Raw genomic sequence first — 16,729 nt, 5'->3', positions numbered from 1 at the left:
GTTACCCAATTCCTTTTTAACTATCATTTCTATATATAATATAGAAGGTGTCAACATTTTCTGTTAACAAAATCATACTTTTTTATTTTCCTAAAATTTAGGAACTTTACTCTACTTTAATACATCACATTTTAAATCCTTTCAATCTTTAAATAACTATTTGTTGTAATAGCTAAACCCAGTCCCCCTGTTAATCAGGCGGGTTATTTAGGTTACGGACAGAACCGCTAATTTTAGACTTCCAAACAACTCTGTAAAAAATAACAAGGTTATCTTTTTCTCTTTTATCATCTAGGTACATTTCCCCATCCATATGAAGATCAATAACTTGCTGTTAAAATTTCAGTAAATTAAGAAAGAAATCTAAATATTACACTTTCTATACTGCCATTATATCACAAAGAGTTCATTAAAGGAAAAAAATCACCATTCTTGATTCTCTAGAAAACCAAGAAATGGTGATTCTATGTTAATTTTCTTGAAGCTCGATGACAATTTCTTGACCATTTTCTTTTTCTTCCACAACTACTTTCTCTTCCAGTTGTGATTTAAAATGATTCAAGGTTTCTTTTGAAGCTTCAGTCGCTTGTTGAGCATGATATTTTGCTTTATCAAGAACAGTGTCAAGAGTAATTTCCCCAGATTCAATCTGCTCTTTTGTTTTAAGAACAAATTCTTTGGTTTGTTCTTTGACATCCGTTAATTTTTCACAAACCTGCTCTTTAGCATACTCAGGATCTTCTTTTAGATCTTCTAAAAATTCTTGTGCTTGGCTTCTAACTTGTTTTCCTTTGTCACTTGTTAGAAACAAGGCTGCAGCAACACCTGAAACAGTTCCTAGAAAGATAGATGATAGTTTACCCATTAGCTTACTCCTTTTTTATTTTTTGAAAAATTTACTTGCAAGACGAAGAGCTGACAGACTTGCACCAGTCTTGAGTGTTTTTGAACCAGCAGATGATGCCTTTTTACTCAAAACACGCGCTTGATCATTTAGGTCAGAAACAGAAACAGAAAGGTCTGCAACTGCTGTAAAGAGGGGATCAATTGTAGCAACTTTGACATTGATATCATCAACAAGAACGTTGACTTTTGTAAGCAATTCATTTGTTTGATGAAGAGTTACATCTACATCTGATGTTAAAGTTTTAACAGTTTTTTCAGTTTCATCAATTACACGACCAACTTTTTGAAGGGTAATAGTCAGATAAACTAAAAATACAACCAAGGCAATTGCCACAATAATATAAGCCACTTCTAACATTTTAATTCTCCTTTTTTACATTATAAAATGGTGCTTTTTTCCGATTTTGATAAAAGATGATATAAATACCAAGGCCAATCAATAGGGCAGACAACCACTGAGATACTCGGAGTCCAAAGAACATGAGACTATCCGTACGCATGCCCTCAATAATCATACGTCCAAATCCGTACCAAATTAGATAAAAGGCAGTGATATGACCACGACGGATACTCTTTAATCGGCGTCTAAAAATGACAATCAAGGCAAAACCGATCAGATTCCAGATAGACTCGTATAAGAAGGTTGGTTGGCGGTATGAGCCATCAATATACATCTGATTCTTAATAAAACCAGGTAAATAGTCTAGATTTTCAACGACTGCTCCATAAGCTTCTTGGTTAAAGAAGTTTCCCCAACGCCCTAGACTCTGAGCAATCATGACGCTAGGAGCTGCAATATCTAAGAAATCCCAAGTATTGATTAATTTGCGATCAGCAAAGATATAGAGTACAATCGCGCCAGTAATTAAACCACCGTATATGGCAAGACCACCATTCCAAATAGCAAAAATCTCTCCCAGATGTTGGCTATAATAATCAAATCTAAAAATAACATAGTAGAGTCTAGCTCCAATGATTGACAAAGGAAAGGCAATTAAGATGAAGTCCAAAATATCATCAGATAAAATCTTCTTTTTAGGCGCTTCTTTACTGGCAAGGTATACCGCTAAAACAAGACCTGAAACGATGCAGAGTGCATACCATCTAACAGCTAAAGGACCAATTTGAAAAGCGATTGGATCAATCATTTTTCACCTCGTTCTTTGCAATCAGATTTGTCAATCTTTCTTCAAATAGTCGAGTAGCATCAAAGCCCATTTCCTTAGCACGATAATTCATCGCTGCTGCTTCGATAACGACAGAAATATTACGTCCTGTTTTTACAGGAATGCGGATACGTGGAATAGCTACTCCAGAAATCTCCAATTCCTCAGCATTATTGCCTAGACGATCAAAAGTCTTTTGCGTGTCATAATTTTCTAGATAGACAGCTAACTGAACTTGTGAAGAATCTTTAACTGCACTGGCACCATAAAGACTCATCACATCTATAATACCAACACCACGAATCTCAAGTAAATGCTTCAAGATTTCAGCTGGTTCACCCCAGAGAGTCATTTCATCCTTAGCAAAGATATCTACACGGTCATCAGCCACCAAACGGTGTCCTCGTTTCACGAGTTCTAGACCTGTCTCACTCTTACCAATACCACTGTCGCCCTGGATTAACACACCCATACCATAGATGTCCATCAAGACACCATGTACACTTTCACGCTCAGCCAAACGAGAATCTAGGTAACTTGACAATTCTCCAGACAGACGACTTGTTGCTGTACGACTCGTTAAAATAGCAATTTTACATTCTCGAGCGGCCTTTAGCATTTCCTCTGGAACTACTAAACCACGCGCAACAATAACTGCAGGTGTTTCTGGTTGAAACATCTTTTTCAAAACCTGGTAGCGGTTATGAGAAGACATACTAATCAGATAAGACCACTCTTTCATTCCCAATAACTGAATCCGCTCTGGAGTATAGTAGTCAAAATACCCCGTCATTTCAAGCCCTGGTCGCGTAATATCCGCAGTATTGATTTTCTTTTCAAGTAATTCAGGCTCACCATAGACAATGTCTAGTCTGAGCTTATCAATCACCTCTTTGACTAAAACCGACATAATTTTCTCCTTCAATCAAGTTCTTCCCTCTATTATATCAAATTGTAGTAGGAAGTTTCAGAATTTTGCAGGATTTATAGGATTTATTTAAAAACAAAAAAGACTAGACAAGTCTAGCCTTTCTTATTAATTAGAATTTTTTACGTTTACGAGCTGCTTCTGACTTACGTTTACGTTTTACAGAAGGTTTTTCATAGAATTCACGTTTGCGTGTTTCTTGAAGAGTACCAGCTTTAGTAACTGCACGTTTGAAACGACGAAGAGCATCGTCAAGAGATTCATTCTTACGTACTACTGTTTTAGACATTTTTTTCACTCCCTTCAAGTTCAAGATCTATTCTATTTTACACGGAATAAAGAAAATTGTCAAGAAAAAAATGAAATTCTCCCAAATCATTCCATTTAAAATTTACAAGATTTTACCATTATGTCTAGCCTAGTTCTTCACTTCTAAAGTTTGTTCTAAACGAACACTTAATTTTTTAATTTCTAACCCCATGTGGTCTAGGTACTCCCAATAATCTGACGGTAGATCAAAAATGGTATATAAGTCCTTGCTGCCAACGTGATCAACAAGATGTTTCAGTATTTGCTCTCGAATAAAATATAAATCCTTTACTTGACCTAAACTAATAGTTTCTAACTTTGCTAAATACTGACATAAAGCAGAAAGTGATGAACAGTCAAATTTGTCTTCTTCATGTAAAAAATACAAAAAATTTTGATTTTCAACCCTTATCATATTTGAAATATATCCAGACCAAAAAACCACCCAATCCATAGGATCGAATGGTTTTTAATGATTAAAATCTTATTTCTTTAACAAGCTGAGTGCTGCTGCATCTGCGATAATGGTCACATCTGGATGGTTTTGTAGGCTACTTGCCGGTAGACTTTCTGTCACAGGACCTTCAACAGTTCCAGCGATAGCTTCTGCTTTTGATTCACCATAAGCAAATAGAAGGATAGACTTAGCATCCAAAATGTTTTTAATCCCCATTGAAATAGCTTGGGTTGGAACATCTTCAATCTTCTCAAAGAAGCGTGCGTTAGCTTCGATTGTAGACTGATCAAGCTCTACAAGGTGAGTTTGGCTATCAAATGGTGTGCCTGGTTCATTAAAGCCAATATGACCATTGCGGCCAATTCCTAAGATTTGTAGGTCAACTGGATGGTCAGCAAGAATTTGGTTGTAGCGTTCTACTTCTGCTTCTGCATTATCCTTGACACCACGTGGCAAGAAACTTTCTTTAAATGGCTTCTTGTTGAATAGATTTTCTTGCATAAAGTAACGGTATGATTGAGGATTGTCCCCATCAAGACCTACGTACTCATCCAAGTTCACACTTGTAAGATTTGAAAAATCAAGATCGCTCTCAACGATTCGTTGGTAAAATTCCAGAGGGCTACTTCCTGTTGCAAGTCCCAATGTTTGTGCACCGTTTTCCAATTTTTCTTTTAAGATATCAAAAGCAACTTTTCCACCTTCAATTGGATTTTCCACTTGAATAACTTTCATAATTTTGTCCTCCATATTCTTTATTTTATTATATGGTATAGACCAATTTTTGTCAAGTGAAAACGATTTATTTTTGTTGAAAATATGACAGTAGCCTCAAAACAGCTACTGTCTTGTCTCATTTGATTCTTAAAACCTTGATAGACTTGACAAATAGTAGGAAAGAGCCAAAAAAGCTCGATAATATTTGTAATAGGCAAATTCCTATAGATATTATGGAGCTTTTTATTGTATCGAATTGTCAAATGAAGAGCAGATAGTAGATTGCATACAGAATAGTGCACTGTGACTTCTAAAACATTGCGAGAAATTGATTTGACTTCCTTAATCAATTTATCCAGATTTTATTTCACTTCACTATACTTTCAAGGTCTATTATTTAGTATATCCTCCGACAAGTGAATAGTATCATCAACTAACATGAGATTGCTAGCATTGAAAGAATTTTTTTAATAATATTAGCAACATATTTATTTTACAAAAAATATTAATCATAAAAAATCTTGTTCATCTATACTGAATCTATAAAATATATTTTTTTAAAGTATTTGATAAAGCCTGGTAACCAGAGACGCTGAGGTGAAGGCCATCTGTTGTGAAGTCTGACTTGAGTTGCCCTTCATGATCGAGTAAGTTCTCAAAAACAGGCACAAATTCAACCTGCATATAGGCAGAGGCAAGGTCTTGATAGGCTTGGTTCCAAGCCTTGATTTTCTCATTGGTACGAATATAAACAGTCTGCTTGAAGTCCGTACTCTCATTGACCGGCAAAATGGAAACTAGCTTAATCTGTGACAGCGGATAGTCACGAGAAATACTTTGAATCACACTTTCAAGATTTGTTAATGCTTGACTCATTGGAATATCTTTCCCAATGTCATTGGTCCCAATCAAAAGCACAATTTGATCCACTGCATCGCCATAGAGATGAGCATCAAGATTTTCTCGTAAAAGTCCCGTCTGATAGCCTCGAATCCCTCGATTCACAATGGTTTTTGACGTTCCCAATAATTCTTGCAAGGGATAATACTCAATAATAGAATCTCCAATAAAAATGATATCTGGTTCAATTACCGATATTTGATTAAGTTCACGATACTTGGTTTGAATTTTCTCTTGCTCTTTTAAGAGCCAGTTCTCTAATAGTTGTACTGCCAAGTTATTCTCCTTTTTCTAGCCAGTTTTCTAAAACTTGGTAAACACCTGCCTGACTGTTGTCTAGCGCCACTTTTGTCGCAACTTCCTTAACAGACTCCTCAGCATTTTTCATGGCGTAAGAAATTCCTGCCAGTTCCAACATTTCAATATCATTTTCACTGTCTCCAAAAGCCATGATTTGTTCTGGTTTTAAGTTCCAGCGTTTGAGCAATTCTTCTAAGCCCCAAGCCTTATGAATCCCATCCTGTAAGATATCGATACAGCCATAGCCACTAGAAACAGCTCGAACCTGACAATCAAACAAGTCATTGATTTCCTGTAAAACCGAATCGGATCGTTCTTCACCAACAACCATACTCATCTTGAGAACACCACCGAAGAGTTTAGAGTCAAATTCATCGACGAAGTGCATCCGTTGATAGAATTTCTCAATCATCTCCGGAGTCATAAATTTATCAAGTTCTGTAAAGACAGTGCCTTTCTTTACAAAACCCCCATTCATAGCAGTTACGACAAACTGATTCTGACACTCTCTGCCTTTAAAATGACCCAAAGCCCTATCAACCATAGCATCTTCCCAAGTCTGAGCTTGAATCAATTTATCATTTTCAAATATACGAGCACCATTAGCAACCACGAGAACTACTCTATCTGCTAGATGTTTCAGTAATTGTCGCATTCGATGAACTTCATTTCCCGTTGCAATGACAAAACGAACGCCACGTTGATCGAGTCGGTCCAAGATTTTTTCGAGGCGTGTTAGATCCAATTGTCCTTTAGGATCTAACAAGGTACCATCCATATCTGTCGCTATTATCTTAATTTCCATTGTGTCTCCTTGTGATCCAGTCACTACCACTTCAACCCTACATGTTCATTCATTTCCTTATAGGCTGTATCAATCCGTTCCTTGGTCGCCTCGTCTAACTGACTACGGTACTTCCCACCCTCTATAAAATCTTCTAAAATGTAGGTCTGGTACAGATAGAGCGGATAGCCTTCAGGAGAATAAGTTCCTTTTGGTGTTCTATTAACCCAGCTGGGATGTGCTTTAGCCGTCTCAATCGTAGTCTTACCTGCTTTTTTCTTAATGGTCACATCCATGAGAACACCACGTTCTGTCCATTTTGCATTTTCCTCATCTTGCATAGTCTCAATTCGCTGATTTGAGATGAAATTCCCCATAGAATAGATAATGAGTTTCTTGTCCCCATCTTTCTCAACCGTTTCAGCAGGCTCAACTACGTGAGGATGACCACCAAAGATAATATCAGCTCCCCAATCAATCATCTTGTGATAGAGAATCTTTTGTTCTTCAGTTGGTTCCAATTGGTACTCAATTCCCATCTGAGGCATGATAATTGTAATATCCGCTTCCCTCTCTGCTCGTTCAATTTCAGCCTTCATCTTGTCTTCATTTAAGTCAGAAAGATGATTATCATAGTCTTCTTTAGAAATGTATTCTTCAATGCCGTTAAATCCATAAGAATAGGCTAAAAGGGCAACTTTAATCCCGTTAACTTCCTTGATGACTATCGGTGCTTTCTCTCGTGGTTCATGGGTATAAACACCAATTGGTGTCATTCCAGCTTTTTCGATAGCATCTGCAGTTGAAAAAACTCCCTCAATCTGAGAATCCAAAATATGATTGTGAGCCAAGTCTAAGACCTGATAACCAGCATCCTTTATAGCATCCATGACTTCACCAGGTGCATTAAACAAGGGGTAACCTGCGAGATAATGGTCTTTATTTACAGTTCCTTCAAAATCACCGATGACTAAGTCAGCTTGCTTGAGCCATGATTTTACATACTCAAAATTTTCATGGAAATCATAAGTCCCATCTTCTTTTAGAGCAGTTCTATAAATCGGAATATGATAGAGCAAATCCCCATTTGCCATTATACGCGCACTTGTTTCTTGCTCCGTATCTGCATTCTTTTCCTGAGAATTTAACTTTTTCTGCACAGCACTTGGATAACTACTGCTTAAAGAAATCCCTCGAGCTCCTTCCGCTAATAAAGTAAAAATCATCGAGACAGCTACCGAAGCTAACAAGACCACAATAAAAGTACGATTATCCCACTGCTTATAATTCCTGAAAAATCGAACAGAATGTCTAATAGCATGTAAAACAGGACCATTTTTTCTTCTACTATTACGTTGTTCCATATTTTTTCTCCTTGCTTTTTGATGCAAGTCTCCTTACCTTATTATACCACAGACAAATTAGTATTTCCTTTTATTATATTATTTTTTAGCAACTTCTGTGACTTTCTTTCTCATCTGTTTTGTGTTATCATGTAATTGTAATAGAAGGAAAGGAAAGAATATGTCTGCTATAGAACGAATTACCAAAGCTGCTCATTTAATTGATATGAAAGATATTATCCGCGAAGGGAACCCTACTCTTCGTGCCGTTGCCGAGGAAGTCAGCTTCCCCTTGAGTGATCAAGATATCATTCTCGGAGAAAAAATGATGCAATTTTTGAAACACTCTCAAGATCCTGTTATGGCTGAAAAATTAGGTCTACGTGGAGGTGTTGGGCTTGCTGCACCACAACTCGATATCTCAAAACGCATCATTGCTGTTTTAGTTCCTAATATCACCGAGGAAGGTGAAACACCTCAAGAAGCCTATGACTTACAGGCTGTCATGTACAATCCGAAAATCGTATCCCACTCAGTCCAAGATGCTGCTCTAGGCGAGGGAGAAGGTTGCTTGTCTGTCGACCGTGCCGTTCCAGGCTATGTTATCCGCCATGCTCGAGTAACTGTCGACTATTTTGATAAGGATGGAGAAAAGCACCGCATCAAACTTAAGGGCTATAACTCTATTGTAGTTCAACACGAAATTGACCACTTAAATGGCATTATGTTCTACGATCGTATCAATGAAAAAGACCCATTTGAAGTTAAAGATGGTTTGCTCATTCTTGAATAAAGAAAATCCCGTTGCAAGACGGGATTTTGTGTTATAATGAAGGTATGAAAACAAACGATATTGTCTATGGCGTTCATGCCGTCACAGAAGCTCTTTTAGCAAATACTGGAAACAAACTCTACCTTCAGGAAGATTTACGAGGAAAGAATGTGGACAAAGTTAAGGAATTGGCTACTGAAAAGAAAGTATCCATTTCTTGGACTTCTAAAAAATCACTTTCTGAGATGACTGAAGGAGCTGTTCACCAAGGTTTTGTCTTGCGCGTTTCTGAATTTGCCTATACTGAACTTGAGCAAATTCTTGCTAAGACACGCCAGGAAGAAAACCCACTACTACTAATCCTTGATGGTTTAACGGACCCACATAATCTCGGTTCTATCTTGAGAACAGCGGATGCAACCAATGTTTCAGGTGTCATCATTCCCAAACATCGAGCTGTCGGTGTTACTCCCGTCGTAGCAAAAACAGCAACAGGTGCAATTGAGCACGTTCCTATAGCTCGCGTGACCAATCTCAGCCAAACCTTGGACAAACTCAAGGATGAAGGCTTCTGGACATTCGGTACTGATATGAATGGAACTCCTTGCAACAAATGGAATACCAAAGGAAAGATTGCTCTCATCATCGGAAATGAAGGCAAAGGTATTTCAAGCAACATCAAGAAACAAGTAGACGAGATGATCACCATTCCTATGAATGGTCACGTACAGAGCCTCAATGCCAGTGTTGCTGCTGCTATTCTCATGTACGAAGTCTTTCGAAATCGATTATAAAAAAGTTTCCAATCGTTTGATTGGAAACTTTTTTAATTATGTTCAATGATATATTTATAGGCTTCTTGGCCTGCAATCGCGCCATCACCAACCGCTGTTGTAACCTGACGAAGATCTTTCTGACGAACATCCCCAACTGCAAAGACACCAGCAACATTTGTCTTCATGTGGTCATCTGTCACAATCCAACCTGACTCATCTTGGATTTGTAAATCTTTTGTAAAATCGCTAACTGGATCTAAACCAACATAGATAAAGACTCCACCAAAGGCATGTTCACTCACTTGATTTGTTTTAACATTTTCAATGACAACTGACTCCACACGGTTTTCACCCTTGATTTCTTTGACAACCGAATCCCAAATGAAGTTGATTTTTTCATTGGCAAAAGCTCTATCTTGCAAGACTTTTTGAGCACGAAGTTCATCACGACGGTGAATGATGGTTACAGACTTAGCAAATCGTGTTAAGAAGATTGCTTCTTCAACTGCTGAGTCACCTCCACCCACAACCAACAAATCTTGGTCACGGAAAAAGGCTCCATCACAAACCGCACAGTAAGAAACACCACGGCTATTGAGTTCTTCTTCACCTGGAACTCCCAAGAGACGGTGTTTGGAACCAGTCGCTACGGTAACTGTGCGAGTTTCATAAACTTGGTCGTCTGTTACGACTTTTTTAAATTCCCCATGATCCTCAACATTTTCAACGAAGCCATAGAGATGTTCAACACCTAGATTTTCAAGAGGTTCAAACATCTTTTCTGCTAATTCTGGGCCACTGATATTAGCATAGCCTGGGTAGTTTTCTATATCAGAAGTGTTATTCATCTGACCGCCTGGAAGACCACCTTCAATCAAAGCAACTTTGAGATTGCTGCGAGCTGCATATAAGGCTGCAGTCATGCCTGCAGGCCCTGCACCGATAATAATCGTATCGTACATTCTCTTTCCTTCTTTCTTGTTGTAACTATTTTTATTCTAACGGATTAAATCCCATTTTACAACTATTAAGCCTTGAGAACCAACAAGATGCTCATGGTTGCAAATGATAATACTGGAATTGTTAAAACTCCAATCATAATCATATCGTAGAGATGGGCTTGACGTGCTTTAGCAGTTTTGTCAACCCCCGACAGAGCTCTAAGTCCAATCCAGAGTCCCAAAATAATCAAGACCAGTAGAATTGTCAACACTAAACTCTCTAAATACAAAGCAAATAGCTGAACTAGCATGCTCTCTCTCGTTTCTATTAATTTTAAAGAGCAAACCCAGTTAGCCTAGCTAACTGAGTCTTTCTTATCTTCTATTATATCAAATATAGGTCCGTTTGTAACTAGCAAAGAATTCTTTTGTTCGTTCTTCTTTAGGATGATTGATAATCTCATCTGGTGTTCCAGACTCAATAATCTTTCCTTTATCCAAGAACAAAACCTTATCAGCTACCTGAGAAACAAAGGACATATCGTGACTGACTAAAATCATGGTTTGACCTGATTTAGCGGCATTGGCAATAGATCTTTCTACCTCACCAACCAATTCTGGGTCAAGTGCGGAAGTTGGTTCATCCAAGAGTAAGATTGCTGGCTTCATGGCCAAAGCACGCGCCAAAGCTACCCGTTGTTTTTGTCCACCTGATAAGTGGCGAGGATAGTGCTGTTGACGATCTGAAAGACCAACCTTAGCTAACTCTTCTTTGGCAATCTTAGTTGCTTCTTCGTCGGAAAGTTTTTTAACAACTACCAAACCTTCCTTGACATTGTCTAGGGCTGTTCTACGTTCAAATAAGTTGAACTGTTGGAACACCATGGACAACTTGCGACGAAGAGTCAGGATTTCTTCTTGAGTAATTTGAGAAAAATCCACTTTGAAATCATCAATCTGAATACTTCCGCTATCAGGTGTTTCCAGATAATTTAGGCTACGAAGAAAGGTTGATTTCCCTGCTCCTGATGAACCAATCAAAGCCACTACTTCCCCTTTTTGAATATCTAAATTCAGATGATCCAAGACGGTTTGACCTGAAAAGGATTTGCTTAAATTTGAAATCTTAATCATTAGCGAAGGTCTCCTTTCACATCTGTTTTCGCATTATCTGGTGCTTCGATGGCCATTTTTCTCTCAATAAAGCGACCAAGATTTTCAATAGCGATATTTACCACCCAGTATACAAGAGCAACTGAGATGAAACGTTCGAAGTAACGGTAGTCGGCACCACCCAAAATCTGAGCTTGGGCAAAGACTTCTACAACACCAGCACTAAAGGCTAGGGAAGTACCCTTAGTCAAACCGATTAGGGAGTTAATCAAGGTTGGAGTCGCTACTACCGCTGCATTTGGAATAATCACACGACGGTAAACTTGTGCACGTGTCATTCCAAGACTACGAGCGGCTTCAATCTCTCCAGGATTGACAGAAAGAATAGCGGCACGGATAGTTTCACTAGCGTAAGCTGCTTCGTTAAAAGCAAAAGCTACAATTGCAAAAGCTGCAGCCGGAATCGCATTGATATTAAAAGCAGTCCCCCATTGTTGATTCAACGCTTTTAATGCCAGAGGAATTCCATAGTAAGTCAACATCAACTGCACTAGGATTGGTGTCCCTTTTAAGAAACTAACAAAAAATGCTTGTAATGGATAAAGAATTCTAACGCGATTAATTTTTACAATAGCAAAAACCAAGGCCAAGATGATGCCAAAAAAAGCACCAAATACTGTCAACATCAATGTTGTTGGCAATTGTTGTACAATTCTTGGAATCCCATCAAAGACAGAACGAAAACTAAACAGTTTGCCGTCTGGAATATACTGCATCAAGTTTTGGTACCAATCTGATGCTAAAAGTGTTGTAACATTCATAGAAACATCCTCTCCTGATAATGAATCATTCTATCATACTTCTGCCTAGATTTAAAATATTTGCTACGTGCAGAAGAGACTTTGTCTACCTACTAGTTTATCATACTTTAAAAGTGTGAGGTTATATATTTTACCTATCAAGGAGATAGAAAAAAACTATTTCAAATCCAAGTTGTCGTAGGTTTTACGATAGCCAATTTGTTTAACAACACCATTCTCCACTAATATTGGACGTTTTAATAACATACCATCACTGGCCAAGAGTTTGGCTGCTTCTTTATTGGATAAAGTCCCAACCTTATCTTTTAAACCCAGTTCACGGTATTTAATCCCACTGGTATTGAAAAATTGCTTCAACTCAAATCCAGAAGTTTCAAGCCAGTTCAGAATGATCATTTCACTTGGAGTTTCTTCTACAATATGAACATCTTTATATTCTAGTCCAAGTTGATCTAACTCTTTTTTGGCTTTTTTACAAGTTGTACATTTTGGATATTCGATAAATTCTAACATTTTCTTTCCTTTCTATTTCTTATTTTCTTGAAATGCTGCACCTTCATGCTTTAAGAGCCAAGCCTTCTTGTCAAGTCCTGAAGCATAGCCTGTTAGACGATTACCAGCACCTAATACGCGGTGACAAGGTACTAGGATAGACCAGGGGTTGCGCCCCACAGCACCTCCGATTGCCTGAGCCGAAGCTATCTGCAAGTCCTTAGCTATTTGTCCATAAGTAACAGTCTGACCAAAAGGAATTTCCCGCAAGTAGTTCCAGACTCTTTTTTCAAAGTCACTACCAACAGGAGCCAAAGGTAATTGAGACAAATCTTGATTTTGTCCTTTAAAATAAGCATCTAAATAGCTAGCAATCTGATTTAATATGGGATGACTTTTCACCTCAACTAGATTACACACCGACAAACCTCGCTCAAAATGGCTCTGTGCTTCAACCCATATCCCAAACAGATAGTGATCATCTGCTACCAAAGATAAGATTCCAATCGGAGACTTGTACAGCATCTTTGCATACTGCTTAGGCATTTGATTTTAATTTTTGATAGGCCAAACGTTCCCCATCTACTGGAACTTTACCGACCTGTTTAAAACCAAGCTTTTCAAAGATATGTTGCATGGCCTTATTTTTATCATGTGTATCTGAACGAAAATCCAGGTAATCAAAACCTTCAATCAAGCCTTCCAAGAAGGTCTGGGCAACACCTTGGCCTTGGACATCTCTAGAAACCGCAATCCGATGAAATACAAGGTATTCTGGTTCTCTTCCTTCCCAACTTCCATTATAAATGGCTTCATAAGCTTTTTCTGGACTTTTAGTCACTGCTGCATAGGCTAAAAGTTCTCCTTCGTCCAAGGCTACATAAGCCTGACCAGAGATGATATCTTCAATAATCGTGTCGGCATTTGGGTAATCATTTTGCCACTGGGTGCTACCAGCTTCCGCCAAGCATTTTTTAGATTCCTCAATCACCTGCATAATTGCATCTACTTCGTTTGGAAAGGCTAAACGAATTTCCATCTTATCTCCTCTTTTCTGACTAGTTTCTCTCATCATAGCATAATTTAAGGCTTTCTACAAGCAGTTAAAACTTGACTTTTTGTTTCTATTATTTTATAATCTAGTTATCAAAACTAGATAAACAGGAGTTGAAAATGAAAACTACTTTTTCCTACCCAGAATGGGACGAAATTCCAAACATTGATCTCTATTTGGATCAGGTCCTACTTTATGTGAATAAAGTTTGTTCCCCTATTTCTCTTGCTAAAGAGAAAGGTTTAACTGCATCAATGGTGAACAACTATGTGAAGCACGGCTATATCAGTAAACCTGAAAAGAAAAAATACCAACGCAAGCAAATTGCTCGTTTGATAGCTATAACTACGCTCAAGTCTGTTTTTTCTATTCAAGAGATTGCTCAAACACTCAATACTCTACAAACAGAAACTAACTCAGAGCAACTCTATAACGATTTTGTGGACTATATGAACGAAGGAATTGACCCAGAAAATCCAATCATTCAAGCAAGCTGTCAAACGGTCAAACTTTATCATCAAACACTAGCACTAGTCTATACAGAAAATGAAGAGGAAGAAACAAATGAATACTAGTTTCAAACTTAGCAAGCGCCTTAGTTTTGGAGAAGAAATAGCAAACAGTGTCACCCATGCTGTAGGGGCACTTATCATGCTGATTTTGCTCCCTATCTCATCGACTTATAGTTATGAAGCTCATGGATTTTTATCGTCTGTCGGTGTGTCCATCTTCGTCATCAGCCTCTTTCTTATGTTTCTTTCATCGACTATTTATCATTCTATGGCTTATGGTTCCACTCATAAATATGTGTTGCGAATTATTGACCATTCTATGATTTATGTTGCGATTGCAGGTTCTTATACTCCTGTCGTTTTAACCTTGATGAATAACTGGTTTGGTTATCTGATTATCGCCATTCAGTGGGGAACAACTATTTTTGGTATTCTTTATAAAATCTTTGCCAAAAAAGTCAATGAAAAATTTAGTCTGATACTCTACCTCATCATGGGTTGGCTAGTTGTGACTATCCTACCAGCAATCATCAGTCAAACAAATCCAATCTTTTGGACTCTTATGGTATCAGGTGGGCTTTGCTATACAGTTGGTGCTGGTTTTTATGCTAAGAAGAAACCATACTTCCACATGATCTGGCACCTCTTCATTCTGGCAGCTTCCGCTCTCCAATACATTGCCATTGTTTATTACATGTAAAAATAGGTCGGGAAAATCCCGACCTATTTTTATTTGCACATATTGATAAAGTATTGATGCAAGCGAAGATCATTTGTCAATTCAGGATGAAAGGAAGTCACTAGCATATTCTTTTCTTGAGCAGCAACGATTTGATTGTTCACTACCGCCAGAACATCAACACCCTTACCAACTTCACTAATAATAGGTCCACGGATAAAGGTCATGGGAATTTTGCCAACACCCTTGCAGTCAGCTTCTGTATAAAAGCTTCCTAGCTGACGTCCATAGGCATTGCGCTCTACTACTATGTCCATGGTCGCTAAATGGCTTTCCTCTTGAGAAGTGATTTGTTTTGCTAGCAAAATTAAACCCGCACAAGTTCCAAAGACCGGTAAACCATTGAGAATAGCCTCTCTTATAGGAATCAACATTTGCTGATCTCGCAATAGTTTTCCCATAGTTGTAGACTCACCTCCTGGCAAAATCAAACCTGATAGCTCACTTCGATGTTGCTGAAAATCTTCTAGGTTTCGCAGTTCAATACTTTCAACTCCTAGTTCAGCAAGCACTTTTTCATGTTCTACAAAGGCTCCCTGCAAGGCCAATATTCCAATTTTCATCTATTTTCCTCGCTCAGCCATGAGAATTTGGATTTCATTCTCATTGATACCAACCATGGCTTCTCCCAAATCTTCAGAGATTTGAGCTAGAATTTGAGGATTTTGATAGTTTGTGACTGCCTTGACAATTGCTGTCGCACGTTTAACAGGATCACCTGACTTGAAAATCCCTGAACCAACAAAGACACCTTCTGCACCTAGCTGCATCATGAGAGCAGCATCTGCTGGTGTTGCAACTCCTCCAGCTGCAAAGTTGACAACTGGTAATTTCCCATGTTCGTGGACGTATTGAACTAATTCTACCGGAACTTGGAGTTCTTTTGCTGCGACATAGAGTTCATCTTCACGGAGATTTTGAATGCGACGAATTTCTTGATTCATCATACGCATATGGCGGACTGCCTGAACGATGTCTCCTGTTCCAGGTTCCCCTTTTGTACGGATCATCGATGCTCCTTCAGCAATACGACGCAAGGCTTCTCCTAGATCTTTAGCACCGCAAACAAAAGGAACTTGGAATTCTTTCTTATCCACATGGAAACGATCGTCAGCTGGAGATAGCACCTCACTCTCATCGATATAGTCAATCTCGATGGCTTCTAAAATCTGTGCTTCAACAAAATGCCCAATTCGAACCTTGGCCATAACTGGAATGCTGACTGCGTCTTGGATTTCCTTGATCATCTTTGGATCGCTCATACGAGAGACACCACCAGCTGCACGAATATCAGCTGGGATTCGCTCCAAGGCCATAACAGCTGCCGCACCTGCAGCCTCTGCAATTCTTGCTTGCTCAGGATTTTGAACATCCATGATGACGCCACCTTTAAGCATCTGTGCCAAATTTTTATTTAATTCATAACGATTTTCAGTCATTTTTTTCATCCTCAATAGTTGTATTGGTAGCTACAGTTTTATTGTAAGGTAGAAATGACTCAAGAACAAGATAAAAAAAATTGATTTGTCCGGGTACAATTATTCAAACATAAAAAAGTACCCACAGAGGGTACTTCAGAACGAAGACAAACGTCATTGTTGGCGTTTGTCTTTTTGTATTTTCCAAAATAGTTTGTCTCATCATCTACTAATCTATCCAAAAATTTGAATTTGAGAAAAATAAAAAGGGATATTCTCTA

Annotated in this window: 23 protein-coding genes; 4 read left to right on the top strand and 19 right to left on the bottom strand. The window is 38.3% G+C overall.

From position 1 onward, the window contains the following. Positions 1 to 469: 469 nt before the first annotated feature. The 10 genes from QM469_RS09925 to QM469_RS09880 all read right to left on the bottom strand — a co-directional run bounded on the left by QM469_RS09925 (position 470) and on the right by QM469_RS09880 (position 7,831). The gene (locus tag QM469_RS09925) at positions 470 to 865 is read right to left on the bottom strand and encodes a YtxH domain-containing protein (RefSeq protein ID WP_049548284.1); all 396 of its coding nucleotides are present in this window, start codon (positions 863 to 865) and stop codon (positions 470 to 472) included. Positions 866 to 880: 15 nt separating this feature from the next. Then, positions 881 to 1,264: a DUF948 domain-containing protein gene (locus tag QM469_RS09920; protein WP_414276739.1), complete on the bottom strand. Its 384-nt coding sequence runs from the start codon at positions 1,262 to 1,264 to the stop codon at positions 881 to 883. Position 1,265: 1 nt separating this feature from the next. Continuing rightward, positions 1,266 to 2,054 carry a prolipoprotein diacylglyceryl transferase gene (gene lgt / locus QM469_RS09915; protein WP_414276738.1) on the bottom strand — a complete coding sequence of 263 codons (789 nt, stop codon included), beginning with the start codon at positions 2,052 to 2,054 and terminating at the stop codon, positions 1,266 to 1,268. Continuing rightward, a complete protein-coding gene (hprK, locus tag QM469_RS09910; RefSeq protein ID WP_049526992.1) occupies positions 2,047 to 2,982 on the bottom strand; it encodes an HPr(Ser) kinase/phosphatase in 936 nt (311 codons plus the stop codon). Before hprK ends, lgt begins: the two co-directional genes overlap by 8 nt. 130 nt (positions 2,983 to 3,112) lie before the next feature. Beyond that, complete coding sequence (rpsU, locus tag QM469_RS09905; RefSeq protein WP_000048054.1) at positions 3,113 to 3,289, bottom strand: 30S ribosomal protein S21; 177 nt, start codon at positions 3,287 to 3,289, stop codon at positions 3,113 to 3,115. 129 nt (positions 3,290 to 3,418) lie between these two features. Next, entirely contained in the window at positions 3,419 to 3,724 is a 306-nt protein-coding gene (locus tag QM469_RS09900; protein ID WP_414276737.1) for a hypothetical protein, read from the bottom strand. Between the two features lie 69 nt (positions 3,725 to 3,793). Continuing rightward, positions 3,794 to 4,501 carry a glucosamine-6-phosphate deaminase gene (locus tag QM469_RS09895; RefSeq protein ID WP_049508421.1) on the bottom strand — a complete coding sequence of 236 codons (708 nt, stop codon included), beginning with the start codon at positions 4,499 to 4,501 and terminating at the stop codon, positions 3,794 to 3,796. Between the two features lie 522 nt (positions 4,502 to 5,023). Then, complete coding sequence (locus QM469_RS09890; protein ID WP_414276736.1) at positions 5,024 to 5,659, bottom strand: SGNH/GDSL hydrolase family protein; 636 nt, start codon at positions 5,657 to 5,659, stop codon at positions 5,024 to 5,026. 1 nt (position 5,660) lies between these two features. Then, positions 5,661 to 6,488 (bottom strand): HAD family hydrolase, encoded by an 828-nt coding sequence (locus tag QM469_RS09885; protein ID WP_414276735.1) that lies wholly within the window; start codon positions 6,486 to 6,488, stop codon positions 5,661 to 5,663. A gap of 23 nt (positions 6,489 to 6,511) precedes the next feature. Beyond that, the gene (locus QM469_RS09880) at positions 6,512 to 7,831 is read right to left on the bottom strand and encodes a CapA family protein (RefSeq protein ID WP_414276734.1); all 1,320 of its coding nucleotides are present in this window, start codon (positions 7,829 to 7,831) and stop codon (positions 6,512 to 6,514) included. Between the two features lie 160 nt (positions 7,832 to 7,991). Here QM469_RS09880 and def point away from each other — a divergent pair, with 160 nt between their 5' ends. Together def and rlmB are read left to right on the top strand one after the other, a co-directional pair. After that, positions 7,992 to 8,603: a peptide deformylase gene (gene def / locus QM469_RS09875; RefSeq protein ID WP_001272935.1), complete on the top strand. Its 612-nt coding sequence runs from the start codon at positions 7,992 to 7,994 to the stop codon at positions 8,601 to 8,603. Between the two features lie 44 nt (positions 8,604 to 8,647). After that, complete coding sequence (gene rlmB, locus QM469_RS09870) at positions 8,648 to 9,376, top strand: 23S rRNA (guanosine(2251)-2'-O)-methyltransferase RlmB (RefSeq protein WP_371607419.1); 729 nt, start codon at positions 8,648 to 8,650, stop codon at positions 9,374 to 9,376. A 32-nt stretch (positions 9,377 to 9,408) separates the two neighbouring features. Here rlmB and trxB read toward each other — a convergent pair whose 3' ends face one another. The 7 genes from trxB to QM469_RS09835 all read right to left on the bottom strand — a co-directional run bounded on the left by trxB (position 9,409) and on the right by QM469_RS09835 (position 13,764). Continuing rightward, complete coding sequence (trxB, locus tag QM469_RS09865) at positions 9,409 to 10,320, bottom strand: thioredoxin-disulfide reductase (protein WP_371607420.1); 912 nt, start codon at positions 10,318 to 10,320, stop codon at positions 9,409 to 9,411. A gap of 65 nt (positions 10,321 to 10,385) precedes the next feature. After that, positions 10,386 to 10,610: a DUF4059 family protein gene (locus QM469_RS09860; RefSeq protein ID WP_000960970.1), complete on the bottom strand. Its 225-nt coding sequence runs from the start codon at positions 10,608 to 10,610 to the stop codon at positions 10,386 to 10,388. Between the two features lie 79 nt (positions 10,611 to 10,689). Further along, positions 10,690 to 11,433, bottom strand: a complete 744-nt coding sequence (locus QM469_RS09855; RefSeq protein ID WP_311522753.1) for an amino acid ABC transporter ATP-binding protein — start codon at positions 11,431 to 11,433, stop codon at positions 10,690 to 10,692. After that, positions 11,433 to 12,233, bottom strand: a complete 801-nt coding sequence (locus QM469_RS09850) for an amino acid ABC transporter permease (RefSeq protein WP_371607421.1) — start codon at positions 12,231 to 12,233, stop codon at positions 11,433 to 11,435. Before QM469_RS09850 ends, QM469_RS09855 begins: the two co-directional genes overlap by 1 nt. 156 nt (positions 12,234 to 12,389) lie before the next feature. Continuing rightward, the gene (locus tag QM469_RS09845; RefSeq protein ID WP_223339217.1) at positions 12,390 to 12,746 is read right to left on the bottom strand and encodes a Spx/MgsR family RNA polymerase-binding regulatory protein; all 357 of its coding nucleotides are present in this window, start codon (positions 12,744 to 12,746) and stop codon (positions 12,390 to 12,392) included. 12 nt (positions 12,747 to 12,758) lie between these two features. Next, positions 12,759 to 13,271 (bottom strand): methylated-DNA--[protein]-cysteine S-methyltransferase, encoded by a 513-nt coding sequence (locus QM469_RS09840; protein WP_414276733.1) that lies wholly within the window; start codon positions 13,269 to 13,271, stop codon positions 12,759 to 12,761. Continuing rightward, on the bottom strand, positions 13,264 to 13,764 hold the full coding sequence (locus QM469_RS09835) for a GNAT family N-acetyltransferase (RefSeq protein ID WP_371607423.1): 501 nt from the start codon (positions 13,762 to 13,764) through the stop codon (positions 13,264 to 13,266). The genes QM469_RS09840 and QM469_RS09835 overlap by 8 nt, the downstream gene beginning before the upstream one ends. Positions 13,765 to 13,898: 134 nt before the next feature. On the opposite strand from QM469_RS09835, the gene QM469_RS09830 reads away from it, so the two are divergent. Together QM469_RS09830 and trhA are read left to right on the top strand one after the other, a co-directional pair. After that, complete coding sequence (locus tag QM469_RS09830; RefSeq protein WP_248034617.1) at positions 13,899 to 14,354, top strand: DUF1836 domain-containing protein; 456 nt, start codon at positions 13,899 to 13,901, stop codon at positions 14,352 to 14,354. Next, positions 14,344 to 14,991: a PAQR family membrane homeostasis protein TrhA gene (trhA, locus tag QM469_RS09825; RefSeq protein ID WP_248034616.1), complete on the top strand. Its 648-nt coding sequence runs from the start codon at positions 14,344 to 14,346 to the stop codon at positions 14,989 to 14,991. Before QM469_RS09830 ends, trhA begins: the two co-directional genes overlap by 11 nt. A 29-nt stretch (positions 14,992 to 15,020) precedes the next feature. Here the strand turns inward: trhA and pdxT are convergent, their stop codons facing one another. Together pdxT and pdxS are read right to left on the bottom strand one after the other, a co-directional pair. Then, positions 15,021 to 15,593: a pyridoxal 5'-phosphate synthase glutaminase subunit PdxT gene (pdxT, locus tag QM469_RS09820; protein ID WP_248034615.1), complete on the bottom strand. Its 573-nt coding sequence runs from the start codon at positions 15,591 to 15,593 to the stop codon at positions 15,021 to 15,023. Next, a complete protein-coding gene (gene pdxS / locus QM469_RS09815; protein WP_248034614.1) occupies positions 15,594 to 16,469 on the bottom strand; it encodes a pyridoxal 5'-phosphate synthase lyase subunit PdxS in 876 nt (291 codons plus the stop codon). Between the last annotated feature and the right edge of the window lie 260 nt (positions 16,470 to 16,729).

Origin of the sequence: Streptococcus infantis, from assembly GCF_047464215.1 — a bacterium.
GTDB lineage: Bacteria > Bacillota > Bacilli > Lactobacillales > Streptococcaceae > Streptococcus > Streptococcus infantis_P.
This window is presented reverse-complemented; position numbering and strand designations above follow the sequence as displayed.